The organism is Enterobacter sp. kpr-6, assembly GCF_900116015.1.
Classification (GTDB): domain Bacteria; phylum Pseudomonadota; class Gammaproteobacteria; order Enterobacterales; family Enterobacteriaceae; genus Enterobacter_D.
Window position 1 is genome coordinate 35,572 of sequence record NZ_FOYH01000007.1, and the last position, 24,617, is coordinate 60,188.

General features: G+C 54.2%; 31 protein-coding genes and 1 tRNA gene. 5 read left to right on the forward strand and 27 right to left on the reverse strand.

The window, feature by feature from the left end; translation table 11 throughout:
* The first annotated feature begins 88 nt into the window (after positions 1–88).
* Positions 89–1,933, forward strand: coding sequence for an RNA polymerase sigma factor RpoD (gene rpoD, locus BM373_RS15915; RefSeq protein ID WP_090463375.1), 1,845 nt, complete (start codon positions 89–91; stop codon positions 1,931–1,933).
* A gap of 119 nt (positions 1,934–2,052) precedes the next feature.
* On the opposite strand, the gene mug is transcribed toward rpoD, so the two are convergent.
* Positions 2,053–2,559, reverse strand: coding sequence for a G/U mismatch-specific DNA glycosylase (gene mug, locus BM373_RS15920; RefSeq protein WP_090463378.1), 507 nt, complete (start codon positions 2,557–2,559; stop codon positions 2,053–2,055).
* A 125-nt stretch (positions 2,560–2,684) separates the two neighbouring features.
* On the opposite strand from mug, the gene BM373_RS15925 reads away from it, so the two are divergent.
* A tRNA-Ile gene (locus tag BM373_RS15925) sits at positions 2,685–2,760 on the forward strand.
* Positions 2,761–2,884: 124 nt separating this feature from the next.
* On the opposite strand, the gene BM373_RS15930 is transcribed toward BM373_RS15925, so the two are convergent.
* The 25 genes from BM373_RS15930 to BM373_RS16045 form a co-directional block, all read right to left on the reverse strand.
* Complete coding sequence (locus BM373_RS15930) at positions 2,885–3,223, reverse strand: hypothetical protein (RefSeq protein WP_090463381.1); 339 nt, start codon at positions 3,221–3,223, stop codon at positions 2,885–2,887.
* 235 nt (positions 3,224–3,458) lie between these two features.
* Complete coding sequence (locus tag BM373_RS15935; protein ID WP_090463384.1) at positions 3,459–3,800, reverse strand: hypothetical protein; 342 nt, start codon at positions 3,798–3,800, stop codon at positions 3,459–3,461.
* Entirely contained in the window at positions 3,793–5,493 is a 1,701-nt protein-coding gene (locus BM373_RS15940) for a hypothetical protein (RefSeq protein ID WP_090463387.1), read from the reverse strand. The genes BM373_RS15935 and BM373_RS15940 overlap by 8 nt, the downstream gene beginning before the upstream one ends.
* Positions 5,494–5,495: 2 nt before the next feature.
* Entirely contained in the window at positions 5,496–6,044 is a 549-nt protein-coding gene (locus BM373_RS15945; RefSeq protein WP_090463390.1) for a baseplate complex protein, read from the reverse strand.
* Positions 6,016–6,741 carry a hypothetical protein gene (locus tag BM373_RS15950; protein ID WP_090463393.1) on the reverse strand — a complete coding sequence of 242 codons (726 nt, stop codon included), beginning with the start codon at positions 6,739–6,741 and terminating at the stop codon, positions 6,016–6,018. Before BM373_RS15950 ends, BM373_RS15945 begins: the two co-directional genes overlap by 29 nt.
* Positions 6,731–7,168: a tail fiber assembly protein gene (locus BM373_RS15955; RefSeq protein ID WP_177220160.1), complete on the reverse strand. Its 438-nt coding sequence runs from the start codon at positions 7,166–7,168 to the stop codon at positions 6,731–6,733. The genes BM373_RS15950 and BM373_RS15955 overlap by 11 nt, the downstream gene beginning before the upstream one ends.
* Before the next feature lies 1 nt (position 7,169).
* Positions 7,170–9,272 carry a tail fiber protein gene (locus tag BM373_RS15960; RefSeq protein ID WP_090463398.1) on the reverse strand — a complete coding sequence of 701 codons (2,103 nt, stop codon included), beginning with the start codon at positions 9,270–9,272 and terminating at the stop codon, positions 7,170–7,172.
* A 10-nt stretch (positions 9,273–9,282) separates the two neighbouring features.
* Positions 9,283–9,867: a hypothetical protein gene (locus tag BM373_RS15965; RefSeq protein ID WP_143102673.1), complete on the reverse strand. Its 585-nt coding sequence runs from the start codon at positions 9,865–9,867 to the stop codon at positions 9,283–9,285.
* The gene (locus BM373_RS15970) at positions 9,860–11,044 is read right to left on the reverse strand and encodes a baseplate J/gp47 family protein (RefSeq protein WP_090463404.1); all 1,185 of its coding nucleotides are present in this window, start codon (positions 11,042–11,044) and stop codon (positions 9,860–9,862) included. Before BM373_RS15970 ends, BM373_RS15965 begins: the two co-directional genes overlap by 8 nt.
* Entirely contained in the window at positions 11,041–11,370 is a 330-nt protein-coding gene (locus tag BM373_RS15975; protein WP_090463407.1) for a DUF2590 family protein, read from the reverse strand. The genes BM373_RS15970 and BM373_RS15975 overlap by 4 nt, the downstream gene beginning before the upstream one ends.
* Positions 11,367–13,640: a phage tail tape measure protein gene (locus BM373_RS15980; RefSeq protein WP_090463410.1), complete on the reverse strand. Its 2,274-nt coding sequence runs from the start codon at positions 13,638–13,640 to the stop codon at positions 11,367–11,369. Before BM373_RS15980 ends, BM373_RS15975 begins: the two co-directional genes overlap by 4 nt.
* Positions 13,637–13,831 carry a DUF6890 family protein gene (locus BM373_RS21995; RefSeq protein WP_371261135.1) on the reverse strand — a complete coding sequence of 65 codons (195 nt, stop codon included), beginning with the start codon at positions 13,829–13,831 and terminating at the stop codon, positions 13,637–13,639. Before BM373_RS21995 ends, BM373_RS15980 begins: the two co-directional genes overlap by 4 nt.
* Positions 13,828–14,085: a putative phage tail assembly chaperone gene (locus BM373_RS15985; protein ID WP_090463413.1), complete on the reverse strand. Its 258-nt coding sequence runs from the start codon at positions 14,083–14,085 to the stop codon at positions 13,828–13,830. The genes BM373_RS21995 and BM373_RS15985 overlap by 4 nt, the downstream gene beginning before the upstream one ends.
* The gene (locus BM373_RS21860; protein WP_090463416.1) at positions 14,072–14,260 is read right to left on the reverse strand and encodes a hypothetical protein; all 189 of its coding nucleotides are present in this window, start codon (positions 14,258–14,260) and stop codon (positions 14,072–14,074) included. Before BM373_RS21860 ends, BM373_RS15985 begins: the two co-directional genes overlap by 14 nt.
* Positions 14,205–14,570 carry a hypothetical protein gene (locus BM373_RS15995; protein WP_090463420.1) on the reverse strand — a complete coding sequence of 122 codons (366 nt, stop codon included), beginning with the start codon at positions 14,568–14,570 and terminating at the stop codon, positions 14,205–14,207. The genes BM373_RS21860 and BM373_RS15995 overlap by 56 nt, the downstream gene beginning before the upstream one ends.
* The gene (locus tag BM373_RS16000; RefSeq protein WP_090463422.1) at positions 14,570–14,911 is read right to left on the reverse strand and encodes a M15 family metallopeptidase; all 342 of its coding nucleotides are present in this window, start codon (positions 14,909–14,911) and stop codon (positions 14,570–14,572) included. Before BM373_RS16000 ends, BM373_RS15995 begins: the two co-directional genes overlap by 1 nt.
* Positions 14,908–15,198, reverse strand: a complete 291-nt coding sequence (locus BM373_RS16005) for a phage holin family protein (protein WP_090463425.1) — start codon at positions 15,196–15,198, stop codon at positions 14,908–14,910. The genes BM373_RS16000 and BM373_RS16005 overlap by 4 nt, the downstream gene beginning before the upstream one ends.
* Before the next feature lie 9 nt (positions 15,199–15,207).
* Positions 15,208–15,663, reverse strand: coding sequence for a phage protein (locus BM373_RS16010; protein WP_090463428.1), 456 nt, complete (start codon positions 15,661–15,663; stop codon positions 15,208–15,210).
* A gap of 2 nt (positions 15,664–15,665) precedes the next feature.
* Positions 15,666–16,787 (reverse strand): DUF2586 domain-containing protein, encoded by a 1,122-nt coding sequence (locus tag BM373_RS16015; protein ID WP_090463430.1) that lies wholly within the window; start codon positions 16,785–16,787, stop codon positions 15,666–15,668.
* A complete protein-coding gene (locus BM373_RS16020; protein ID WP_090463433.1) occupies positions 16,784–17,488 on the reverse strand; it encodes a phage virion morphogenesis protein in 705 nt (234 codons plus the stop codon). Before BM373_RS16020 ends, BM373_RS16015 begins: the two co-directional genes overlap by 4 nt.
* Positions 17,481–17,993 carry a phage tail protein gene (locus BM373_RS16025; RefSeq protein ID WP_090463436.1) on the reverse strand — a complete coding sequence of 171 codons (513 nt, stop codon included), beginning with the start codon at positions 17,991–17,993 and terminating at the stop codon, positions 17,481–17,483. The genes BM373_RS16020 and BM373_RS16025 overlap by 8 nt, the downstream gene beginning before the upstream one ends.
* On the reverse strand, positions 17,990–18,442 hold the full coding sequence (locus BM373_RS16030) for a head completion/stabilization protein (protein WP_090463439.1): 453 nt from the start codon (positions 18,440–18,442) through the stop codon (positions 17,990–17,992). The genes BM373_RS16025 and BM373_RS16030 overlap by 4 nt, the downstream gene beginning before the upstream one ends.
* Before the next feature lie 101 nt (positions 18,443–18,543).
* Positions 18,544–19,245 (reverse strand): phage terminase small subunit, encoded by a 702-nt coding sequence (gene gpM, locus BM373_RS16035; RefSeq protein ID WP_090463442.1) that lies wholly within the window; start codon positions 19,243–19,245, stop codon positions 18,544–18,546.
* 3 nt (positions 19,246–19,248) lie between these two features.
* Positions 19,249–20,271, reverse strand: a complete 1,023-nt coding sequence (locus BM373_RS16040; RefSeq protein WP_090463444.1) for a phage major capsid protein, P2 family — start codon at positions 20,269–20,271, stop codon at positions 19,249–19,251.
* Between the two features lie 46 nt (positions 20,272–20,317).
* Positions 20,318–21,124 carry a GPO family capsid scaffolding protein gene (locus BM373_RS16045; RefSeq protein ID WP_090463447.1) on the reverse strand — a complete coding sequence of 269 codons (807 nt, stop codon included), beginning with the start codon at positions 21,122–21,124 and terminating at the stop codon, positions 20,318–20,320.
* 160 nt (positions 21,125–21,284) lie between these two features.
* Between BM373_RS16045 and BM373_RS16050 the strand changes: the two genes are divergently transcribed.
* The 3 genes from BM373_RS16050 to BM373_RS16060 are packed head-to-tail and all read left to right on the forward strand — an operon-like array spanning position 21,285 to position 24,420.
* Positions 21,285–23,057, forward strand: coding sequence for a terminase large subunit domain-containing protein (locus BM373_RS16050; protein WP_090463450.1), 1,773 nt, complete (start codon positions 21,285–21,287; stop codon positions 23,055–23,057).
* The gene (locus tag BM373_RS16055) at positions 23,054–24,100 is read left to right on the forward strand and encodes a phage portal protein (protein WP_090463453.1); all 1,047 of its coding nucleotides are present in this window, start codon (positions 23,054–23,056) and stop codon (positions 24,098–24,100) included. Before BM373_RS16050 ends, BM373_RS16055 begins: the two co-directional genes overlap by 4 nt.
* The gene (locus tag BM373_RS16060; RefSeq protein WP_090463456.1) at positions 24,097–24,420 is read left to right on the forward strand and encodes an Ogr/Delta-like zinc finger protein; all 324 of its coding nucleotides are present in this window, start codon (positions 24,097–24,099) and stop codon (positions 24,418–24,420) included. Before BM373_RS16055 ends, BM373_RS16060 begins: the two co-directional genes overlap by 4 nt.
* On the opposite strand, the gene BM373_RS16065 is transcribed toward BM373_RS16060, so the two are convergent.
* A complete protein-coding gene (locus BM373_RS16065; protein WP_090463459.1) occupies positions 24,394–24,600 on the reverse strand; it encodes a hypothetical protein in 207 nt (68 codons plus the stop codon). The genes BM373_RS16060 and BM373_RS16065 overlap by 27 nt on opposite strands.
* Positions 24,601–24,617 lie beyond the last annotated feature (17 nt).

A 24,617-nucleotide genomic window follows, 5' to 3' on the forward strand; every position in this document is an offset into this window, starting at 1 on the left:
AATATAAATACCCCCTCGTTAGCTTATGTTGGCGGCTTTGTTTCGCCGACCGACACCAACCTCATGAATTAAGTGTGGATACCGTCTTATGGAGCAAAACCCGCAGTCACAGCTGAAACTTCTTGTCCAACGCGGTAAGGAGCAAGGCTATCTGACCTATGCCGAGGTCAATGACCATCTGCCGGAAGATATCGTCGACTCCGACCAGATCGAAGACATCATCCAAATGATCAACGACATGGGCATCCAGGTGATGGAAGAAGCACCGGATGCTGATGATCTCCTGCTTGCTGAAAACTCGAACAACACCGACGAAGATGCGGAAGAAGCTGCCGCGCAGGTACTCTCAAGCGTTGAGTCTGAAATCGGTCGTACTACCGACCCGGTGCGCATGTACATGCGTGAAATGGGTACTGTCGAACTGCTGACCCGTGAAGGCGAAATCGACATCGCCAAGCGTATCGAAGACGGCATTAACCAGGTGCAGTGCTCAGTTGCTGAATATCCGGAAGCGATCACCTATCTGCTTGAGCAGTACGATCGCGTGGAAGCGGAAGAAGCACGTCTGTCTGATTTGATCACCGGCTTCGTTGATCCTAACGCCGAAGAAGATCTGGCCCCAACAGCCACGCATGTCGGTTCTGAATTGTCTGCTGAAGAGATGGCCGACGATGAAGAAGACGAAGATGAAGACGAAGACGACAGCAGCGATGACGACAACAGCATCGATCCTGAACTGGCTCGCGAGAAATTCGGTGAGCTGCGCGCGCAGTATGTTGTCACCCGTGACACCATCAAAGCGAAAGGCCGCAGCCACGCCAGCGCTCAGGAAGAGATCCTGAAACTGTCTGAAGTGTTCAAGCAGTTCCGTCTGGTGCCAAAACAGTTCGACTACCTGGTTAACAGCATGCGCGTAATGATGGACCGCGTGCGTACCCAGGAACGCCTGATCATGAAGCTGTGCGTTGAGCAGTGCAAAATGCCGAAGAAGAACTTCATCACCCTGTTCACCGGCAATGAAACCAGCGAAACCTGGTTTAACGCGGCTATCGCAATGAACAAACCCTGGTCTGAAAAGCTGCATGACGTCTCTGAAGATGTGCATCGCGGCCTGCAAAAACTGCATCAGATCGAAGAAGAAACCGGCCTGACCATCGAGCAGGTTAAAGACATCAACCGTCGTATGTCCATCGGTGAAGCGAAAGCCCGCCGTGCGAAGAAAGAGATGGTGGAAGCAAACTTACGTCTGGTTATTTCTATCGCCAAGAAATACACCAACCGTGGTCTGCAGTTCCTCGATCTGATTCAGGAAGGCAACATCGGCCTGATGAAAGCGGTTGATAAGTTTGAATACCGTCGCGGTTACAAGTTCTCCACCTACGCAACCTGGTGGATCCGTCAGGCGATCACCCGCTCTATCGCTGACCAGGCGCGCACCATCCGTATTCCGGTGCATATGATTGAGACGATCAACAAGCTCAACCGTATTTCCCGCCAGATGCTGCAGGAGATGGGCCGCGAGCCGACGCCGGAAGAACTGGCCGAACGCATGCTGATGCCGGAAGACAAGATCCGTAAAGTGCTGAAGATTGCCAAAGAGCCGATCTCCATGGAAACGCCGATTGGCGACGATGAAGATTCGCATCTGGGTGATTTCATCGAGGATACCACCCTCGAGCTGCCGCTGGACTCTGCGACCACCGAGAGCCTGCGTGCCGCCACGCACGACGTACTGGCTGGCCTCACCGCCCGTGAAGCAAAAGTGCTGCGTATGCGTTTCGGTATCGATATGAACACCGACCACACGCTGGAAGAAGTGGGTAAACAGTTCGACGTTACCCGCGAACGTATCCGTCAGATCGAAGCGAAGGCCCTGCGCAAACTGCGCCACCCGAGCCGCTCTGAAGTACTGCGTAGCTTCCTGGACGATTAATTTGTCCGTTTGCACACGATGATTAAAAAGCTCCCGAAAGGGAGCTTTTTGTTTTGTGAGCAGGTCATCCCCTCCCCCACGGGGAGAGGGCCAGGGTGAGGGGAAAACCCAGCCCCGCGCTAAAGCCCCCGCACCACCAGCGCTTCGTCCAGCTCCCGGTACGCCTCCACCAGCTTATCCAGTGTCGCCCGGTTCAGCCCGCTGGGATTCGGCAGCACCCACACCTGTGTCGCGCCAATGGTAATCTGCTGCTTCCCCCATTTCACCCCGCGCTGGCTGAACGCCTGCTCGTACGCCTGCTTCCCAAGGATCGCCAGCGCATCCGGCTGGTAATCCTCTATTTTCTTAATCAGCTCACGCCCGCCGCTGCGTAACTCATGCAGCCCGACTTCGCTGGCCTGCACCGTCGGGCGCTCCACCAGCATGGTGATGCCACAACGGGTATCCAGCAGCCGCATCTCCTCCTCCGGCCTGAGCAACTCATCCGTAAAACCCGCCTGATAGATGACCTTCCAGAAGCGGTTGCCCGGATGCGCAAAATGAAAGCCTGTATGCGCCGACGACTTACCCGGATTGATGCCACAAAACACCACCCGCAGGCCCGGCGCGAGAATATCGTTAATCATTTACAACCCCAGTGAATGAGTAATTATTAAAGTATAAAGGATTGATAATATGTTGTTTATAAAAACGGCAGGTATGCGCTTATGGCTGGATTGCAGGCAGAAGTTACATTATAATCCCCCGCCACGGCCCCTTAGCTCAGTGGTTAGAGCAGGCGACTCATAATCGCTTGGTCGCTGGTTCAAACCCAGCAGGGGCCACCAAATTTTAGCAGTAAAATCATTAAGTTAAGCCACCTTTGCCGGTGGCTTTTTTATTTCCTGTTTGTCCAGTGTCGCAAAAGTGTCGCACAGCAATCTGATTGTGATTCATTTTTTTGCAGCCTGGCTACCCTTTCAGCGTAGGAAAAGCATCCCTGGCGGATTTCAAAACTTCCAGCGCGGCACGTTGACGCGTTACCCCTTGCAGTCGGTCGATATCAATCCAGTGCTGATACGCTGCCCGCCATGCTTCGTCACTGCTTTTAAACAGTTGTTCAGCCAAAGGCAGAAAAGACACTTTTCCCGATTTATTGGATACCGAACACACATTCCACAACCCGTCTTCCTGCCATATGACATAGCGCACATCCGAATGCACACTTGATGCATAAGCGTGCTCTGGCAGGGGCTTTTCTCCTTCTTTCAGACACGCAAAAGTAATCCCGTTCATTGAAAACCATCCCATTTTCTGTCCCCCTCGCTCGCTCAAATACTGTATATAAAAACAGTATAATCATTTTTCTTTTTTTCAGTCCCGGAAAATTTACCGCATTGCCTCCAGCCCTTGTCCCGCCTGGCTTTGTGAGGCGTGAAAGAAAACGCTTTTTGTATCGAAACGATCCGCGAAAGTGACGTAAAATTTATTTTCCCCTTATTTTTCTGATGATTACCAATTTCCTCAGATCCTTCTCAGATCCTTTTTACTGAAAAAAAATGTAATTCCTTTCAATCTTTGCAGTTTGCTTTTTGTGTGAAGCCGCCAGCACTGGCGCGGGCTGGCGGTCTGGTTTGTAGAAAAATAAAACTGAAATTTTTTTCTGATCCAAAACGTGCAGGCGGGTGCGGTGTAGTGCCGTTTTCGTCTGCGACATGTTTATTTTGTCTGTGCGCTGCTGCGTCAGCGGGGCGAGGTAAAGCGGAAGCAATAAGGGGGGTGTGACGAGGTGAATCAGTATGATGTGCCTACAGGGGGCGTTCTGCTGCGTCTGGTAAGGGGCGTAAAAAAGCCCGCATTGCGCGGGCGTGATTGTCAGGTCAGGCAATAATCTTTTCGTACTTGCTTCGCGTCGCCGTTGCTTTCGCTCCGGTCTGCGTGAATGCGGCGGCATTGGTTGGCGTGCCGGTGCCTGAGTGCGCATGAATGGCGCATTGTGCGGCCAGTTCTGCCAGCAGGTCGATAGTGTCCAGCATCATTGAAAGCGTGTTCACTCCCTCGCTGCCAATATGCACCGTCGGCCCCATGATCTGCTGACCGCCTGCGGCCACGCTTTTACGCAGCGCGGCTATCTTTTCTGTCAGCGACCCGCCCGCCTGCGTGTCGATGTTTCCGGCCACGTTGACAGACTGTGCGCCGCTGATATCCGTTTCAGCATTCCCCGTCACACTCAGCAGGCGATTACCGCCAACGGCCATTGCATAGTCACCCGTGGTGACGTGCTGCACTGCCCCGGCCATCAGGGAAGCCGTGCCGATCACCGTGGTTTTATCCGTGGCTTTAATCGTCGTTTCACGCGTGACTATCTCGCGCTTTTCCTCATCGGCAGTGACCACCCGCGACATGGATGATTCACTGATGGTCTGATCCGTTTTGCGTACCCAGTCACCCGCCTGGGTGACGCGCTGTGATACCTCTTCGCGCTGCTGCTGCAACTGCTCACCCGGCTTTACATCCGGCAGGCTGGTACCACCCGGCACGGTCTGACGAATAAAGGGCTTATCCGGGCGGCCATCCGTAAACCCGACTTCTACCAGCGTGCCTTCGGGCGGAAACTGAAACAGGCCCGAATCATTACCGGCCATCGGCACCGGCAGCGGTACCGCAGAATAAACCGGCGTGTTACGGTCTGGATTACCGTCTGCGTCAAGCAGTTGTACGTCCACGGCGTAACGCGGGCGGAACTCATCGGCAAAATTACCGCTTCTCACCGGCTCACTGTGCGCCATGACCCGCGCGAATTTCGGCAGGTGCAGGCCGCTTGCCAGCTCCGGGTAATGGCTTTCAATCTGACGCTGTGCGGGTGTTTTTTGCAGCGGCTTTCCTGTTTTCTGGTTCCTGGGCGTCCATGTGATCGTCATGGTGTCATTACTCAGGCTTACCTTTGTCAGCCGCTGGCCGTTGACCTCGACGCCGGGGCGTAATGCCTGTACCACCGGGATCGTCATCGCGTTACCCGCTGCCGCCTGCTGATTAAATTCAGACGGGATTTCAACGGGCCGCCCGGCAAAAAGCGCCTTTTCTGCGCCGCCACAGTAGAGCGAACCATCCGGCAACTGATACCAGAGATAATCCACGATGCCGAACGCCCGGCCCAGATTATTTAGCAACTGGAAACCCGTCCCGGAATGCGTGAAGTGCGGGATCGGCTTGTCACTGTACGCCGCATCAGGCACGGCAACCGTCAGCCCGCTGTGCTCTGTCAGCCAGCCGGTGACGTCCCTCAGCGTTGGATGCTGAAAGGAACACTGCCAGCTCCGATCAAACACGCCCGACAGCTCCCGCACAAAGAGGCGCTGGAATCCCTTTTCGGCAGGCTGAGAGCGCTCAACAAAACCGGTAAACCAGCGCAAAACGCCGCTCGTATAACCAACATCGAGGCGTACCAGTTTCCCCGTATAGTCCTGATCCGTTTCGGCGGTAATAAAGCCGCGACCGCAGGCGCTCAGCTCAAGCACCATCTGGACGTCTACTAAATGCACCTCATCACCTGAGAGGTATAATCGTTTAACAGGTTTCATATTTATTCCAGCGCATCATTTACCGGTTTAAGCACCTTGCTCTCAAACCAGGTCATTTTTTCCGTGTCTTCGGCGGCGCTCTGCCCGGTCCCACCTGCCCCCGTTCCGCCTGCCGTCTGCATTTTGCTTGTGGTTTTTGCGCTGGCCCGCGCTTCTTTCTTTTCCTGCACGCTGAGATGTTCAGCCAGGGTAAACGTCACAAGCCATGACATTCGCCCGTCCTGCTGCGGTGCATCGATCGTGCCGGTGAACGTTGCTTCACGAAGACTCACCGCACGCGCCGCCACATGCGCGACGCGGTACACCTGCCGCTTTCCGCCCGCATCGGTGGCGTTTGCCAGCTTAAAAAGCTGCGTCAGCGTTTTAACATCCCTGAACGGCACCTCACCGGAGACGCGCATTTCTTTTCCCTTCGCGCCCTGCTCCGCTTTGCTGGTCGCGCTGGTCTGCCCGCTCTGGTCTTTGTCCTGAAACTGCTGCGAGATAGTCACGCGCATGTTTTTTAGCGCGATGGATTCGCCGTTAAGCGCCAGTGTGGGGATCGAACTCATGGATCATGTCCTTAATTCCGTCAAGATTCTCTCCGGCCAGCATCACCGCCGCGCTGTATACGGCAGACGGATCGGGGATATTTTTCACAAGCTCAATCAGCGTCGTGGGAATATCGCCCCTGCTGGTAAAGACCCAGGCGCGGGCACTTTTACCCTGGAGTGTTTTAAGCTCGCTGGCTGCACGGCTAATGAGTCCATTACGCAGGCTGTTAAAGCTGCTGATTTGCTGCTTAAGCCCGCCAATGCTGAACCCCTCTCCCGCTGCCGCCTGCGCCTTGCTGATCGCTGCCGCTGTTAACGCGGCCCGGCTTGTTGGCACGGAAAGCGGCATTGATGCCGGAAGCGCGGCCCCGGCTTTCGCCGGGATTTGCATCTTTTCCACAGCCAGCGCCGCCGCCGATTGCGCCAGGCGTTTAACCTGCGTCATTGCCGGTGCCGGGAATACGTCAACCAGCCCGCCCAGACTTTTTATAAAACTGTCCTGCGTTTGCCCGGTGACCATCATGATCACAACGTCAGCATGGCCGCCCGTACCGGCGAGCTTCTGCGCCAGATACGACACGGCATTAACCGGGCTGAGATACGCCCCGTTACTGGTCTGCTGACCGAGTCCGTAAACCCAGGGATGCGCCGGAACTATCGAGCAGTTAAGCGCGGCCAGTGAGTCAGTCAGTGCCAGCCGTGCTTCACGCCACATTTCCCGGTACCTCCGGCCACTCAATATCCGGCGCGGCACTCAGATCGAGCGCTTCCAGCCGTTCAATACAGTCCAGCACGGCATTCACTTTGACCGCTTCGTCGTCTGAGATTTTGCGGCCATTCATTTGCTTGAGCTGGATGACGCCGATTGACTGCATGGCATCATCAATGAATTTCTGCCGTTTTTGCTCAGCCGCCCGTAACAGATCATCATGCGTTGGCAATGCCGCATCAGCAAGCACCGGCTGACCGTATTCATTCGGTACGATAATCTGCCCTTCCGCCTGCGCGTTTAATAAATACTCATACCAGCGTTGCGTAATTTCCACGGCATCAGCAGGCCAGCCGCCACCAACATTGTTGTAATTGTCCTTTAAAAAATCCGGGTAGAACCCGCCGCTTGTCGCGCTGTAATAAATTCTCATTTCATCGCCCAATCGCAATATAGCCAACGATATTTCTCTCGGTGGCTTTAACAACAAAACCTGTAGCGGATAAACTCGTCGCGCCAACATCACCATAACTGCCGCTGTTAACAGTCAATGACAGAGACGGCACAATACTGAACGTCAGCGGAAAGGCCACACCCTGCCCGTCAGTGGATATCGCAACCTTTCCATACTGAATAAGCATTCCCGTGTTGGTATCCCGAAACCAGCCAACCTCGCCCAGATATGCGCTGTTCATGAGCTGAAATCGTCCGTCACTTTCTGCTTTGGTGTAAGCCTGACCCGCTGGCGTATAGCTCCCCAGTGGCTGAAAAAGGGCGTGGTTTTCCGCTTTTGTATAGGCTCCGACCGCAGCCGCCGAAAGCGTCACATCTCCCGTACCGTCAAAGGGCGCACCGTTGATATAACGTGTCGTGGCTAATTTAAGGGCAGCAACAGCCGTTCCACCGACCGGTAAGGCTCCGATATCTGCCGGGGTGGGTTTATTTAAGGTGTCATAAGCCCTGGCCCATCCAGTCCATACACTATTAAAAAAAGTGCGCATATAGCAGCGGGAAGAGTTGTAAATCCTGTACACCTGAGTGATACCGGCGTGACGGTAGACTTCCAGCGAACCGGCTAAATCTTCGGGATAATTTGTCCCGTTAATTGCCTGTGAATTATCAGGCTGAAAATAAAGCCCAGGCGTGGTGAAAGAATTCAGATCAGCCGCATTCCGAATTTCCACGGCCTGCCCGTGGAAAATGTCATGAGTGGTAATAACGATATCATTGGCAAGCGGACTACCGTTGATGGTGCGCTCCACTGGTACGCGCCCGTTTGCATTATCATTCGCCGCCTTCACCGCTTTTGACGTTGCCGCAAGTAATTCAGATGGGTTATCAACGTCGCTGCTGAGCTGAACAATCCCCTTTTGCACCGTGCTGGCATCCACAGCCGTAAATTTTTCGGCGGCGAGGTCATACGCTGCTTTAACCGCTTTTGGCGTGGCGGCCAGTGTTTCGGCGCTGCTGTCCGTCGCGCTGCTGAGCTGAACAATCCCCTTTTGCACCGTGCCGGCATCCACAGCCGTATATTTTGCGGCGGCGAGGTCATACGCTGCTTTAACCGCTTTTGGCGTGGCGGCCAGTGTTTCGGCGGCGCTGTTTGTCTCGCTGCTTAACTGGACGATACCTTTTTGCGTAGTCGTCGCATCCTGCGCCGTGTATTTCAGGTCAACGCGCGCATTAAGCGCCTGATCGCCCAGACTCCCCATCGGGCGTAAATCAGTGACATTCCCCGCTGCGTCAATGCTGGCAACCGCAAAGACATAATGCTTCACGCCGCTTTTCTCATAATCGGTAAGCGCACCCGCCACGGTCAGCGTGGCCTGAGTCTGCCATGCACTGACCAGCGACCCGGTAAAGCACACATCCAGAAAGACTTTTGCAGGCTTCGCATCCACTGTGATCGCTTTGTTTTCCGTCAGCTCTGCCCGCAGCCCGCCGACATAGCCCACGCCCTTTGTGACGGAATAACCTGTACCTGCTTTAGTGACCAGAAACCCGTCCCCGTAGAACGCGCCTGCGCCGTATACATCCAGATTTTCAAGGCGCTGACGCTCATCCACACCCGCCAGCCGCGCCGTAAAATCAATCTGCCATGTTTCGGCAGGGGTAGTGATACGGGTTTCACTCTGTGCGCCGTTGTATTCCATTAAAAACGAACGGGTAAGGACGTTGCCCTGCTGCCCGTCTGCTGTTTTCAGCTTCTGCTGATCCGGGGCGTGGACAATCATTGCCAGCGTCCCCGATGCTTTATTGATAAGCCCGATCCAGTTAAACGAAAAATCGCCCACGTCAGCGCCAAGCACTACCGAATGCACTACCGCATTTTCATTCACCACGCCTTTACGCGTGATGGCCTGGCGGTAAACAATCTGCGCGGCGGGCGGCAGGGTTTCGGCGCGGTTAATCGGCGTTGCCGGGTCAAGCCCAGGCACATTGGCAAACACGAACTCATCCAGCTCAATCGCGGTATTACTGACGGCCTGCTGCGCTTTCCATTGCTCAAATGCCTGCGTGATAACGGTCTGTGACATAGTTTCCTCCCTATAGACTCGCGCTAAACGTTGTAGCTGCCTGCGTCCCGGCAAGCCGCGCCGGGTAGCAGACGTATTCACCCTGATCCCAGCCCGCGCGAATCGCCAGACCCTGCACGGTAATCACTTCAAACTGATAGCGGCGACACGTCCGGCCATACTGCCGGATAATCTGGATCATGAGCTGCGTGTTACTGGCGACCTGGCTGTCAGTGACGCGAACGGTGATCACGTCCCAGTCAATGCCTGGCTGACGCTCCAGCAGTTCGACATAACCAATGCCAAGTCGCTGGAAAATGGCAATAAACCCCTCAACCGATCCGGCATCCCCGGCATTCACGAACGCATAGGCTACGCGCTTACGAAACAGTGCCAGCGGTTCACCATTAAACCGGGTGATATCCCGGTCATACGCGATGAGGTTTAACAGCGGCTCCGCACACGTCAGCGGATCAAACTGGCTAACGGGCCATGTCACCCACTGGTAAACCTGCGCCCACCATTTCCGCGCGGCGGCGAGTAATTTCTTTGGCTCGCCGTTATCCATCCAGAACGGCAGCGCCAGTGCTGCCAGCTTTTTGACAAAATCAGTCATTTTCAAGACTCACAATTAATGAACGCAGGCGCGGCACACTCAGATCGCTTGTAATATCCGTCAGCGAAAAGGCCACTGAATCAGCCAGCGTAAAATAACGGTGGATCTCTTCACCCAGGCGGGAGAAAGAGAACCGGCTATAGGGCCATGTTTTGCGCACTTCAAAATCCGTATTTTCCCGAAAGGCACAACGGATCAGGTTTTCAATGCCCTTACTCAGCGCCTGCCGCTCGTCATCGCTGACGTTATCCAGATTTTTCACGCTGATTTTTACGCTCAGATCGTGACGGGTTTCCGGCATCGCAAAACACTGCATGTCATCACCATGGCCGTGATGACCGTCGTTGATGATGTAGTCGTTTACCGACTCAACGAACGGCGCGGACGTCACGCCTGAATCAAGCAGCAAATAGGCATTGGCAGTGCCGGGGCCACGCGGGGCGTCATGTTCAAAATAAATGCGGTCAACGCTCAGCCCGGCCACACCCGCAATCATTGAGCGGTAAACGGCGTCAGTGTGGTAATTACCGACCAGGTTAAACTGATTGCGGCAGCGCTCGCGTAATTCGTCGTCCGACTCTTCATCTGCGCCCGGCTGCGTCAGCCAGTCCTCTTCGTTCACAACGTGGCTTATCCCCGCCACTTCCACAGGCAAAATGCGGTAATAGCCCGGCGCAAGGTTAAACCCCGCCCCGCTGCCGGTGGCTTTCACCGCGATTAACGCGCTGGCTGTTCCTGCCGGGATCGTCATATCGGCAACGGTGGCGAGCTGGTACACCGTGCCATTAATGCGCTCGGTCTGGATAAGCGTCCCCGCCGTCACCGTCACCACATCCCCGGCCTGATTTTTGGTGAAGCGGATCGCGCCTTCGGCAGCCACAGCAGGCTTAACCGTAACGTTTACCGCCCAGGCAAGAAGACGCAGCATTTTTCCGCCGGCCGTGGCTACAAACATATTTCCTAATACCACCGTCACCAGGGCATCTTTCAGCCACATCACCGGCGTGGTGACAATTGCTGTGATAAGCCTCCAGAATGGCGACATACGCGAGGTGTTGGTGATCAGCCCTTCGCCGGTGACAATGGCTTCGAAGCGTGATCGCACCTCTGTTTCCGTGACCGGCATCCCGGACGCTTTCAGCACGTCCTCAAAATCCACCTGCGGTTTTTCTGTCATATATCCACCCGCGTAGAAACAGGCCCAAAATCACTGGTATTAGCCGTCAGCCAAAGGCGCTTATTACTTTCCTCGGTAATTTCCACCGACCCCGGCACAATTCTTTCATCATCCTCAACCAGTAATTCAAGCCGGGTTAAAATATCGGCGCGTAATGTGGGGCTGCGCTCTGCAATTAACTCTGTGGCTATTCCGCTTTCAAGTATTGAATGGACGATATCCTGCCCGATACTTACGCGGTTATTGCATAATTCCGGCTCACGCCCTGAATTAAGAGTGAAGTCACCCCCCTGAATTAACAGGTCTATATAAAATAATTCGCTCACTGGTTTAATTCCTGCCATTCCATTAACTGACCCGGTGACACCGTTTCTTTAGGGTAAATATTTACTGTACCTATGCTGCGGCTGTTATCCGTTACCGAACGGGAATTATTATTAATTGATTTACTGATGCCGCCTTTCTCAATCCCTTTAACCTGCCCACCCGTCAAAAGTACATCAGGTGAAAGCGCGGGCGGCGCGGGGGGAGTTAATAAACTTTGTGGCACCTGCTGAATATTGCCCCCGGCATAGCTTCCCGCTTTCGGGATATAAGGCATTACCTTATTCACTTCTGGCGTCGGCTCAGCAGAAAGCGCAATATCAACACCGGGGATTTTATTCAGCTTTTCAATAATCCAGTTATATGTCCCGGTAAAAGAATGTTTAAGCGTGTCCCATAACTTCCCGAAAACACCCCCAATCACGCGGGCCATATTTTCAAAGGACTCAACCGGGGAATTAATATTGAAGGCATTAATCACATCACCCCAGCCCTCTGTAACGATCCCGAACATTTCAATTACGGTCTGAATGGAACGATAAACCAGCTCAAACGGCGTCAGAATCAGGTCAATAGCCGCCGCCACGACACGGCCAAAAGTCTCCCCGGCACTGGTCACGCTATCCAGTTTTTCGCCGGTCATTTGTACCGGGGAAAGCAGGCTGCCAAACCAGCCAAACAGCGTTTTAACACCGTTCCAGACCCACCCAACCGCCGAAGCGATCCCACTGAACAGCCCCTTAAAGGGAGTCAGTGCGCCGCTTGCCTGGCTGAAACCACTGATAAAACCGCTGACAAACGCCTTGATCGGTTGCCAGAACTTTATAACTGCCAGCACCACGCCAGCAATCGCCAGCGCAATGGCCGCAATGGGGGCGATCATAAGTAAAAACGAGGCCGACCCTATACGGGCTGCGATACTTGCCGCAAGTACAGAGGCACGCAAACCACGTAACCCGGCTGTATACACTTTTGCTGCCGTATTACTGGCAATCATTGCAAGGCGATTCAGCCCCAGCAGCCTGGCTACAGGTGCCAGCACTTTCGATAAGCCCATCATTACAAACGCTGAGACGCCCATAACAATATTTGCCACCGCGCCCGCCGCCGCCATTCCGAGCACGGCCATGGTGACGTAACCCACCACCCGTGCGATGTTCGGAAACATTTGCATCCATCGGGCGAACGTCGCCCCCATATCTGCCAGGCGATTGAGCAGCGGATAAAGCACCGGGATCAGCGTCAGGCCGATCACGGTCTGAATGGCGGTAAGAATGGCGATAAACCGATCCCAGGGCTTCACCATCTTTGCGGCCATTTCCTGCGTGCGCTTTAACCCGTCTGCGCCGCCCAGCTCGTTAATATTGCGCTGTAGCAGGGCCACGTTGCCGTAAAGCTGTTTCACCACCGCCGAGCTGTCACCGAAAGCGTCATCCAGTTCTTTTTGCGCTTTCAGGTTTCCTTCAAGGCTTTTGCCGTATTTGCCCTGTAACTTATTGAGCATTTCCGGCATGGACAGCATTTTCCCCGTTGCATCCGTGAACGACAGGCCAAGCTTTTTTGCGCCCTCTTCGGCACTGGTGAGAAAACCTTCATATGCGCCGCTGGCCTCCGTACCTAATGAACGCTGTAGCTGCCCCAGGACAGCAAGCTGCTCATCGATCCCGATGTTGAAGTTATTCCCCACGCCGCGCGCGCCTTCCATCAGGTCTTTGATGACGCCCATTTCCGCGCCGAACGCCTGGCGCATGTACGCCATTTTTCCGGCCAGTTGCTCAGCAAACTGCACTTTTCCCATGCGCTCTGCATCGCTGCTGAAATTGGCGAACATCTGCCCCATAAATTCGCTGGTTTCCTGCGTTGTAGCCTTCATCGCAAACGCCAGCGTGTTCGCCACGCGGGTGAGTTGCGGCAGATCGTTTGCAGAAAGCCCTGCGATTGCGCCGCTGATATCCGCCGTTGAATTAACGAAGTCCACCGCCGCCGTGCCATATTTCACGCTGAATAACATAGCGTCACGCTGCACGGTTTTAAGGGCGGTGCTGTCAACGCCACGCGCTGAGGCTTCGCTCAGGGCGTCATACATTTCAATAGCCGGTGTCAGTGCGCCCTTGATTGTCTGCCCCACGCCCCACGCCGCCAGCGCCCCGACGCCGATACGCTTAAAGGCGTCCCGTGATTTATCCGCAAAGCCTTCAACCGACGCCTGCGCCTGCTTTAGCGGGCGCGTTAATTTGTCGATAAGGCTTAATGTAAAATCAAGTTGTTTCATTCTGCGCCTTTAAATGCGATACCAACACCATTCGCCACCGCAACAGAAAAGTATTCCCAGTGACGGTTATCCAGCCAGACAGCAGCGGCAATATCATCAATATTGTCTTCACCGTGGGGCAAATAATGGCGGCGTAATATTAAATACTGGCTGAGTCCATTTGATTCAATCGCCTGAACCCGCTTTGTCAGTTTTTTACTTCGATTTCCAGCTCAGGCGCGTAAATGTCGTTAATCTTGCCCGCCAGTTGTAACGCCGCACCGGGGCGTTTAATAATGTCGGCCAGTGCTTCTTTACTGTCAGCGGCCACAATGCGATTAAGATAATTTACAGCCGGAGCGACTTTATTATCCGTTGACAATTCATTAATAAATTTATTGTAAGCGGTCTGGTTCGGTTCAAAATTCACTGCCACACCTGCAATCACTAATTTAATGGTTTCCATTTAATACACTCTCTCTTTTATTAATTTCATTAACCAGCGCGTTATGACGCGCCGCGCATTGCGGATAAATATCCTGATAAATAAGCAAGGCTCCGGCTATATCGGTGCCCGTTTTCCCGTTAATGCGCGGCAGCGTTTCCGGGCATTTTGTTTTCAGGTTTTCCTGATAAGGCACGTTCGGCATTGTCTGCGGCGGCGTTGAACATGCTGACAAATTCGTCAGAAACGCACACGTTAGTAAATACCGGCTTAACAATTTCGGTACGGATTTGCACAGGCTGTGCATGTTTCAGCGCCTCCAGATTTTCTTCAAGCGCGCGGGCTGACTCGCTGGCGATATCCTGTACCATGCCGCGCGTGGCATTTGCGGCGGCGTTTGCCGTCGCCGTTACGGTCAGCTCCAGACTGTCCCGCCGCCAGTCTGCGGTCATCCAGCCCCACAAAAAGGCCACGGCCACCACGATCAACCATTGCCCCGTTGTCATCAGCGCACCCCGTTATGCTCAAGGCTAAAGTGATTGCCGTCAGGGTTGGATTTAAACCGCCCGCCCCACGTCCCGCCGATGCTTTCCCAGTATTCGCCCAGCGGCAGGTAATTTTCTGTTTTCGTCTGGTACACGCCATTAATAAACAGGTTAAAGTCCACGGCCAGGCGCTGCGTGTGCAAGCTGTTACTGATGCCGCTGCCCTTCCTGGCATTCAGCGCGGCCTGTTCCGGCGTGCGGTACGCTTCACCGAATGTCAGACGATAGCCCCTGTCCTGCGCCCAGTTGATAAGCTGCGCAATCATCACAACAAAAAGCTGCTGTTTTTCACCCAGTGTCATTTCGGCTCACTCCCTCCGTTACCCGCCGCGCGGCGACGCAGCCACATTTCAACCGCCTGATGACCGGCAATCCCCAGCGCGGCCCCAAGCCCGTTAACCGCCAGCGGGCTGGCATCCGGGATCTGAATAAGCACCGCGCCTGCGGCAACTGACACCAGACTCCCCAAGATCACGCGCCCGGCAAACAGGCGCGGCGTCACAGGCTCACCGCTTGCCAGTACCCGGCCAACTGCGCACAGTGCGCCAATCAGCAGCAGCGTAATCAGGCTTTTTTCTTCTTCGTGCATGGTCGTCCCTTACCCGATCAGATTTTCGGTGGCTTCCGCTTCCAGATACGGAACGCCGTCGATGTTAATAAATCGCGGATCGGTGACCATAAACTTCACTTTCCGCGTTGCCAGCGCCCCGCCTTTGGGATCGACGTCAAGAACGCTGCTCATGTTGAGCTTGCAGCCGAACGCCTCGATTTTGGTTTCTTCCGTGCCCGCTTTGGCATAAAACATCAGGTCAATGGGCGGGATACCGCGCCATGAACCGTTTTGTTTGGCAAGACCAACCAGAAGCTGAAACGCTTTAATGCTCACTTCAAGCTCGCCCTCTGCCGACACATCACCATCGACGTAACCATCCGGCACCCCGTTTGTCTGCGTTGCCGTGGTGTTGTCCGTGATATCGAGCGTGACCTTCTCGACATGCACCAGGGAACCGTCAATAAAGGTATCGAAGGACATCCCTGAAATACGCTTGCTCATAATTACGCCTCCGTGGTCTGGTCAAGCAGCAGACTGATCGAGATTTGCAGCGGCATTTCATAAATGCGCAACACGATGTAAATCTCGACGTGTTTTTTTGTTTTCCAGACGATCTGCACATCGCCATCCTGCGGCGGTTTCACCTCGCCGGGAAACGTCACCCCGTTGATTTGCGCGGCTTTTGACATCTCACGCAGCGGCTTTGCAAAAATCGACTGGTGCGCGGCAATGCTGCCCGGCGTGCTGTTTAACGAGCGGTCACCAATTTTGCCAATCGCCAGCAGGCGAACACGTCGCGCGGCTTTATCCGCAATGCGTAGTGTCTCAATCGACTGGTAATCCCCGCCCTCTGCATCGAGCGTGCGGCCGTCTGACCAGTAAACGCCGTCATAATCCGGGAACCACATCGGCACGCTGAAACGCTGCGCCTCCAGCGCCTGAAGGGTGGCAATCTCAATCACCGCACCCGTACCATCAACCGGCAGATCGTCACGGCCAAGATTCAGCACCGGCCCGGTTTTCACGCGGGCGGGGCTGTCTGCCACCGTTACTGCGCGGTTACACAGCCGCCCGGCCAGCGCGCCCGGCTCATTGCCCCAAATCTCTGGCACCAGTTGCACCGCTTTTTCCGCGATGCCGTTTTGCAGGGCTGACAGACGGGCAAGATATTCCGCCTGGTCTTCGTCTGCCTGAAAGCCCTCAACGGCCAGGATGAACCACACCCAGCGTCCATATTTTGCAATGAGCGTTGATCGCAGCGTGGCGGCCTGATTAATGGCTGCTTTATCGCTCAGGGCATCGCACAACACGACACCTTCCACCGAGCAGGACACCTGCGCGGCCAGCACCGCTTTAACCCATGCATCGGGCGCGGCGTCCTCTGCCAGTTCGTGCACAAACCCCCACCAGTTCTGCCCGGCGTTGGCCTGCGCTGCTTTAAGATGGCGTTTCAGCGGGCTGTCAGCCGCGCCTAACAGCACATCAAAATCCGTCTGTGCATTTACCGCCAGCGTTTTGCCTGGGTTGATCGTGCCTGTGCCGATAAACAACACGGCCCGCTCAACCTCCGTCACTTCGCCCTGTAACTGATTGACCTGCGTTACATCAACTAAAGGCCATGTCATGTTTTACCCCTGATATCCTGTGCTTTGACGTCCCACCCGAAACCGATGGCTTGCAGTTGTCGCGCCAGTGCTTTGTTAAAATCTTCATCGCTCATGCCTAAAAAGGCGCGGGCGGGCAAATCAACCGTCCAGCTTGTTTTAACGGCTTTTCCGCTCAGCTTGCGGATCAGCAGCCCCGCCTGCGCATAGGGCATGGTTTCGGTGATCTCGCGGTAAGTTGGCTTTTTCGTCTTCTTCCCGCGCTTCACCTGATAGCCCAGGGCGCGTAATTTTTTGGCCTGCGCAATCGTCGCCAGTTTCCCCGCATCCTGTTTACTGGCTTTACTGCTACGGGACACGCGCACATTCATTCCGTTTTGCTGCGCATACCCGACCACGCCAGCCGGTACCGGCGCTTCCCCGTTGCGGTACCCGCCGCCCTGCAAATAAACCCGTACCGCGTCGATCTCCGGCATTTCCCTGATGTGCAGCAACTTCGGCAGGTTGCGTAACATCTTTCCCCTGCGCTTCGTTTTACGGCCCGGCCACGGTGCGCCATCCGGGGATTGCTGATTGCGTGCATTGCGTTTCGCCGCGGCAATCAGTCCGTACTTTGCCAGCCGCCACAGCAGCCGCTGGCGCTTTGCTTTGGGTAACTCCAGATCCGCCAGTGCGCCCCGCAGCTCTGCGAGCTGCTTTTTGCTCAGCTCGCCGTTAAACATCCAGCTCACCCACCGGCGCACCGGTTTCATCTGCCGTACTGAACACCGACGCGCTGAGCGCCGTCCAGATTTCCGGGGTTGCCAGTGTCCAGCGCTCGCCGTTCCATGGGATCGGCCCGTTGTCGTCCTGGCGGATCACCAGCGCCTCAGCCAGTGGTATGGAGAGCACCACCGTGGCGGTTTCCTCATCCTCGACCGTCACATCCCATTCAGGATCGGCGTCAGTAATGCCGATGCTGTCCATAACGTCGGTTTCGTTGTCATCCATCCATGCGGCAAGCAGTGAAACCAGCAACTGAGGCGAAACAAGACGATATGGGAAACGCTCCCAGCTCAGCAGCCCGCTATAACGGATCACGCCCTGCTGGTACTGCTTTTCGCCTAAATCCCGCGCGGCAGGCACCATACGCATGTCTTCCGCCACACTGTCAAAACGCACCTGCGCCCGCGCGGGTACATTTTCACGAAAGAAGGCGGTCAGTGATTCCAGTTGCGATCCGCTCATACCTTGCTCACCGTTGCCCGCTTAAGCCCTTTAATCTGCCTGATAGCAATGGATGCCTCTGCCAGCAGACCATTTCGCGTTTCTGGGCTTTCCTGGCCCGGATGAGATTCCCTTCGCCCCTGGGTGGCAAACTCGCCAATTAAATCCGCCTTTCCCCGCGCAAATACCGCTTTCATGTACTGTGCACAAAGTCCGTTGAGCTGGCCCATCATCACACCCGGCACGCTGGCCGCCGTCGCGTAACCCTTCGCGCGGTGCTTAGCCTCAACGCTGACCAGATCGGCATTTACTTCCATCACCGCCGCCAGCAGCGCCTGTGCGAGCGTGTCGGCGTCCATATCAGGCGGCAGCGCCCGCTGCGCCTGAAAATCTTTTAAATTAAGATCCGGCCAGAAACCGTTGTTCGTTAACGGTGCATCCTGATAATCAACCGGCTTTCCGCTGAACATGTCCCCTCACTTAACCGAAAAAGCGGGCTGACCGGCATCCACGGCGCATCGCACATCAGTGCATTGCCCTCCGCCGCGCCCGCTGGCTTACGGTAGTCTTTTTATTCTTTGCTCAGACTGCGCACGCGGGCTGCAATCTGGTTTCGCAGCGTGGACACGCCCACTTTTCTGTAGAGCTTCTCCGCCTGCGCCAGCAGCGCGTCTGCGGCTTGCAGCTCTGCCACATCCTCAAGCGCTGAGGCTCGCGGCTTACCCTGGTCATCACGCAGCAGCAACAGCCCGGCAAACTTGAACCATTTGGCGGTGATTTCCTCATGCAGCCGCCATTGCTGCGTTACCTTTTCAAACGTCGCGGAGAAATACGGCTCCAGACTTTCACCCGCTTCCGCTGCGCGTTCTGCCCAGGCCATTACCGTGTCAGCAACAAATGCCGGAAAACTGCTGCGGATTCCGTCCGGTGTCGGCTGCTGCTGTGCAATGGCGGTATCCGCCAGGTCAAGCGCTCTGTCCAGATCACCGGCATCAAACAACCACACCACGCACCAGGCAAAGATCGGGTTTGCATAAACGCTGCCGCCTGCCAGATACGCTTCAACAGTCGGCATCCAGCGCGGTAACAGCACATCGCGCTTATGCACCACGCGATCGGCAATGGTCGGCAACCCGCGCACATGCGCCACGTCAGCATTAAGCGCCTGGATTTGCATGTGCAGACTGTCTGCACTTTCGATAGCCTGGCGGCGTTTAAGCTGCTGCTCCATCGCCACACGCTGGCTGTGGCGCTGTGCGGGTGAAAGTGCCATTTATCAGCCCTCTGCCGGTTCGGTCACCTGGCCGATAGTCACCGCGTTTTCATCAATCGCCGCGTACAGCTCCGGCTCTTCGACGGCGTAACCTTCATTACGCAGATACTTGTTTTCAAACTGCTTGCGGTCGTCCTCAAACGCGGCCTTACGCTGGCGCGTACCGCGCTGGGTGTAGATGTGCAGGTTTTTAAGCGTGGTGACGGCCATGCGTTTACCCGGCATAAACGGCGGCACAATGGCGCGGCGGCCCGCAATGGTATTGCCGAGTAGCTGCGCGGCGATTTTTTCAGATGGCTTATCAGCGCCCTGATAAAGTCGGTATTGCTCAGCGGCAACCAGATCGGCACCTACCAGCACCACCAGACGCGGATCAGTACGGAATTGCTGCGGGATTTTGGTATTGATAAGGTCAGACGCCATAGCATCAAGGGAGTGATAATCACCCTTATCATCCAGCGTCACCGGATCGGTAATGATTTGCTTACCTTCATTCCATTTTTTCATCAGAGCATGCCAGCCGACGTTCACATCCTCCCCGTTCGGGTACTTTTCAGGCTCGGATGTTTCTGCAATAAACTGGCCGTTAAAACCAATACGCAGCATATCCAGCGCAAACGCTTCATTTGAAAAGGTCTGTACGAGGTTAAAAAATTCATTTTCTGTGCGGCCTGAGTTTGCCCAGACAGACAGCAGATCCCATTTCAGCTCAGCACAGGAATCAGTCTCTACGAGCTTATAGCCATTACCGGCCACACCCACGCCACGGCTAAAGCGCCCCCCGGCTTTACGCCCGGTATGAAGGCCAGACTGACCCACTTTTACAACCTGGCCGGAAAGCTGATCAACATCCTCGCAGGTAATCCAGCCAAGGAACTCCAGCGACTCCAGCAGCGCCTGACGCAGGGACGTTTCCTGTGGATCAGTAAGTGAAAAGAAGCGGTCCGGCGACGTAGTATTAAAAGCCTGCGCAAGACCTGCGGAATAAGCGTGCAAAAGTGTCTGTGCACGTTGGTTGAGATGCATATAGTTTCCCCGCGTTGACGCGATTAAAAATTAAACCCGATGTGGATCAGAGGAATTTAAATTCCGTTTTTTCTTTGCCCTGATCGCCAAACTTGCGCTGCGGCAAATTAGTAACGGTTTTATCAAGTTTGCTCATATTGGAAATAACATTCCCGATATTCGCACGCAGGTCTGCAAATTCCTGGGTATCAATAACCGTTTTAATTTTATCCACCGCCTCTGTCACTGCCTGAACCTGCTCAGCAATAAGTCCAACCTGCGTTTCGATATCATTAACCGCCTCTGCCAGCGCTGCTAATTTGTCGTCACCAGTTGGCGTATCCTCAGTAGTTTCTTCAAAAACTTTCGGCTTAAGACCAAAATAATTCTGCCACGGTGTTTTCATTACTTTTTCCTGTTTAAATTTCCTGTCAGACGTTATTGCGCAAGCGTAATAACCCTGCTTTGATAAATTCCGTTGTGAAAATTGCAGCCTTGTAGTGCCAATACTTGCGGGGCGGTCTGTTACGGCCAGCCCCTTGAGATACGTTTTCCCGCTTCCGCGCCAGTTTTCTTCCGGCTCAATGGAGAAATAAACCATCTGGCCTTCACGGTTCGCATAAATTAGGTTCATGTTCGGACTGATTTTTGCGTAAAGCCGGGCAAGACCATCCTCGCCGTCCTGCCACATCACGTCCCGCACTTCACCAAAACTTCCCCAGTCGCGGGTATGCTCCGGCCAGATCCGCGCACCGTAATGGTTAAAGTTATAGGTTTCACCCATATCAATAATCCACTGACGATAAATCTTACGTTCATCGACCGTATCCCCTTCCGTTGCAATACAAAGCCAGTCAGTTAATAAGTGAGACACTTTTTCCCCTCGCCTCCCTGATTTGGCAAAGAGATTATTACCAATAAATAACCCTGCCGCATTCTGATTAATTCCCCTCAGTTCGGATAACAGTCTTTAGGCGAACAACCACGAATACACACCGCCGTTTTTTTATAAATGCCACGGCATAATTAAATCTATGGCTAAATACTCAGAAGAATTAAGGGGCGTTGCCCGCTCGCTTTATTTGCGACATGCCACGCCTAAAGAGATTGCATCAGAATTAAATCTGCCGAATGCGCGGATCGTTTACTACTGGGCAGAAAAATACAACTGGGCGGATTTGCTCAGTTTTGAAAGCACAGAAGATGCGATTGAGCGCCGTTATCAGCTTCTGGTTGGCCGGGATAATAAGACCGATCAGGAATTAAAGGAGATGGACACGCTTATTTCTCACGCAACGAAACTACGTGCGCAAAGCAATAAGCATAAAGAAAAGCTGGCTGAGAGAAAAAACAGCGGGACGGGAGCTGTGCCACAGGATGAGGACGGGCAGCAGCCGCGCAAACGTAAGTATAAGAAAAATGATATCTCGTCACTGACTGAAGATGATTTTAACGCCTGGGCAGATGAGCACCTTTTTGAATATCAGAAACACCTGCGCCTGAACATCGCCCAGCAGGTGCGCAACATTTTAAAAAGCCGCCAGATCGGGGCGACCTGGTATTTTGCGTTTGAGGCTTTTGAAAATGCGGTGCTCACTGGCGATCCGCAAATCTTCCTTTCAGCCTCAAAAGCTCAGGCTGAGGTGTTCCGCTCATACATCGTTAACATCGCTGAGCAATATTTTGGTATCACGCTGACCGGCAACCCGATCCGCCTGAGTAACGGCGCTGAACTGCGCTTTTTGTCCACGAACAAAAACACCGCTCAGTCTTACAGCGGCCATTTGTACTGCGACGAATATTTTTGGGTGCCGAACTTCGCCAGACTTAACGAAGTCGCCAGCGCGATGGCAACTCACGACAAATGGCGCACTACCTACTTTTCCACGCCATCCGCGAAAACGCACCAGGCCTATCCTTTCTGGACGGGTGAGGAGTGGAAACAGGGCAGCAAAAAACGTGCAGCGGTTAAATTCCCTACGGTTAGCGATATGCGCGACGGGGGCCGCATCTGCCCAGATGGTCAGTGGCGCTACGTCATCACCATGGAAGACGCCATTAAGGGCGGCTTCAATCTGGCGAACATCGAGAAGCTGCGCAACCGCTACAACGACACGACATTTAACATGCTCTACATGTGCGTGTTTGTTGACAGCAAAGACTCTGTTTTCAGCTTTTCAGACCTGGCGGGATGCGCCGTTGAAACGGACACATGGCAGGATCACGACCCGAAAGCCGCCCGGCCATTTGGTGATCGCCCGGTATGGGGCGGTTTCGACCCGGCCCGCAGCGGGGACTTGTCCTGTTTTGTCATTATCGCCCCGCCCATGCTGGCCCCGGAAAAATACCGCGTGCTGGCCGTGTTTAACTGGAAAGGTATGAACTTCCGCTGGCAGGCAAAGCAGATCGAAGAGCTGTTTAAAAAATACAACTTTACCTACCTGGGCGTTGATGTTACCGGCATCGGGCGCGGCGTCTTTGACAATATTCAGCATTTTGCCATGCGCGTCGCCGTTGCCATTACCTACAGCCGCAACACCAAAGACCAACTGGTACTTAAAGCCGCTGATGTGGTGGAAAGCCAGCGTATTGAGTGGAGTAAAGACCTGAAAGAGATCCCGGCCAGCTTCATGGCTATTCGTCGCACGACAACCGCAAGCGGGGGCGCGATGACCTTTGTTGCCGACCGCAGCGCGGATACCGGACACGCGGAAGCATTCTGGGCAATCGCCCACGCATTACACAACGAACCGCTCAACTATGAGAACACCCCGAAATCCCGCTGGAGGCTACAGAAAGCAGCATGACGAAACGGAACAAGAGACACCAGGCTAAAACCAGCCAGCGTGACACGACGAAGACCGCACCCGGTAAGAAGATGAGCATTCTCCGGTTCGGCAAACCCGAACCGGTACTTACCACTGGCACCGATTACCGGGACGTATGGTATGACAATGACGCCGAGCATTACACGCTGCCGATTGACCGTCTGGCGCTGGCGCAACTGATTAACCTTAACGGTCAGCACGGCGGCATCATTCACGCCCGTAAAAATCTGGTGATGTCGGATTATGTCGGCGGCGGGCTGTCACGCGATGACCTCGAAGCGGCCACCTTTGATTTTTTGACGTTCGGAGACGTGGCGCTGCTTAAAATCCGTAACGGATGGGGTGAAGTGGTTGGGCTGACTCCCCTTCCCGGCCTGTACACACGCCGCCGCAAAACGGGTGAGTTTGTCGTGCTGCAAAACGGCCAGCCGCTGGTTTACCAGCCCGAGGATGTGATTTTCCTTAAAATGTACGATCCGCAACAGCATGTTTACGGTCTGCCCGACTACATCGGCGGCATTCATTCCGCATTGCTCAACAGCGAGGCGGTAATTTTCCGACGCCGTTATTATCACAACGGCGCACATACGGGCGGCATCCTTTACACGCGTGACCCCAGCATGACAGATGAGATCGAGGAAGAAATTGAACATCAGCTGCGTGACAGTAAAGGCATCGGCAACTTTTCCACCATTCTGGTCAACATTCCGGGCGGGGATAAAGAAGGCGTGCAGTTTATTCAGATGGGGGACATTTCTGCAAAAGATGAGTTTGCCAGCGTAAAGAATATCAGTGCTCAGGACATACTGAACGCCCACCGGTTCCCGGCAGGCCTGGCGGGTATCATCCCGCAGGGAACGGCGGCACCCGGCGATCCCGAAAAGGCAGAACGCGTCTACAAAAAGAGCGAAGTTTTACCTATTCAGAAGCGATTTAGTGAAGCCCTGAAAGATGATCGGGAAGTGCCGCCACACCTGCACTTAATATTTACCAATGACACAAATGAAAGCGGTGCGGCATGAGACAAAAAAGGTTAAAATCCAGGCACTTTGGAACGGCTGGAGCTGATGTTATGAGAGTGCTGAAAATTGAATGCCCGGAGTGCGGCTCTAAAGCTGTTATTCGCAAAACGAACCGAAAACACCGGCAGATCGCGGACATTTACTGCGCATGTGCCGATGTTGAGTGTGGTCATACTTTTGTTATGAATTTGACGTTTTCCCACACTCTGAGTCCCAGTGCCAAAACAGGCGATATGATGATGCAAAAATGGCTCAACTCATTATCCCCTGATCAAAAACAGATGGCCTTTGACCTACTGAAACCCGCCGCCGCTGTATAAAAGACCCCCGACATGGGGGTTTTTCATTTCCTGCAAAATGATTTCCCGCATTTCGTGTGCAATTTCGCCAATCCATTCCAAAGCAACCATCTTTTCCCTGTCGTTGACCTCATCGACGAAAACAATTTTTGCCAGCACTTCGATCCGTTCTAATTTCTCTGATGCCTCTAAAAGCTCCATTAACCCCTCCCTTAAAA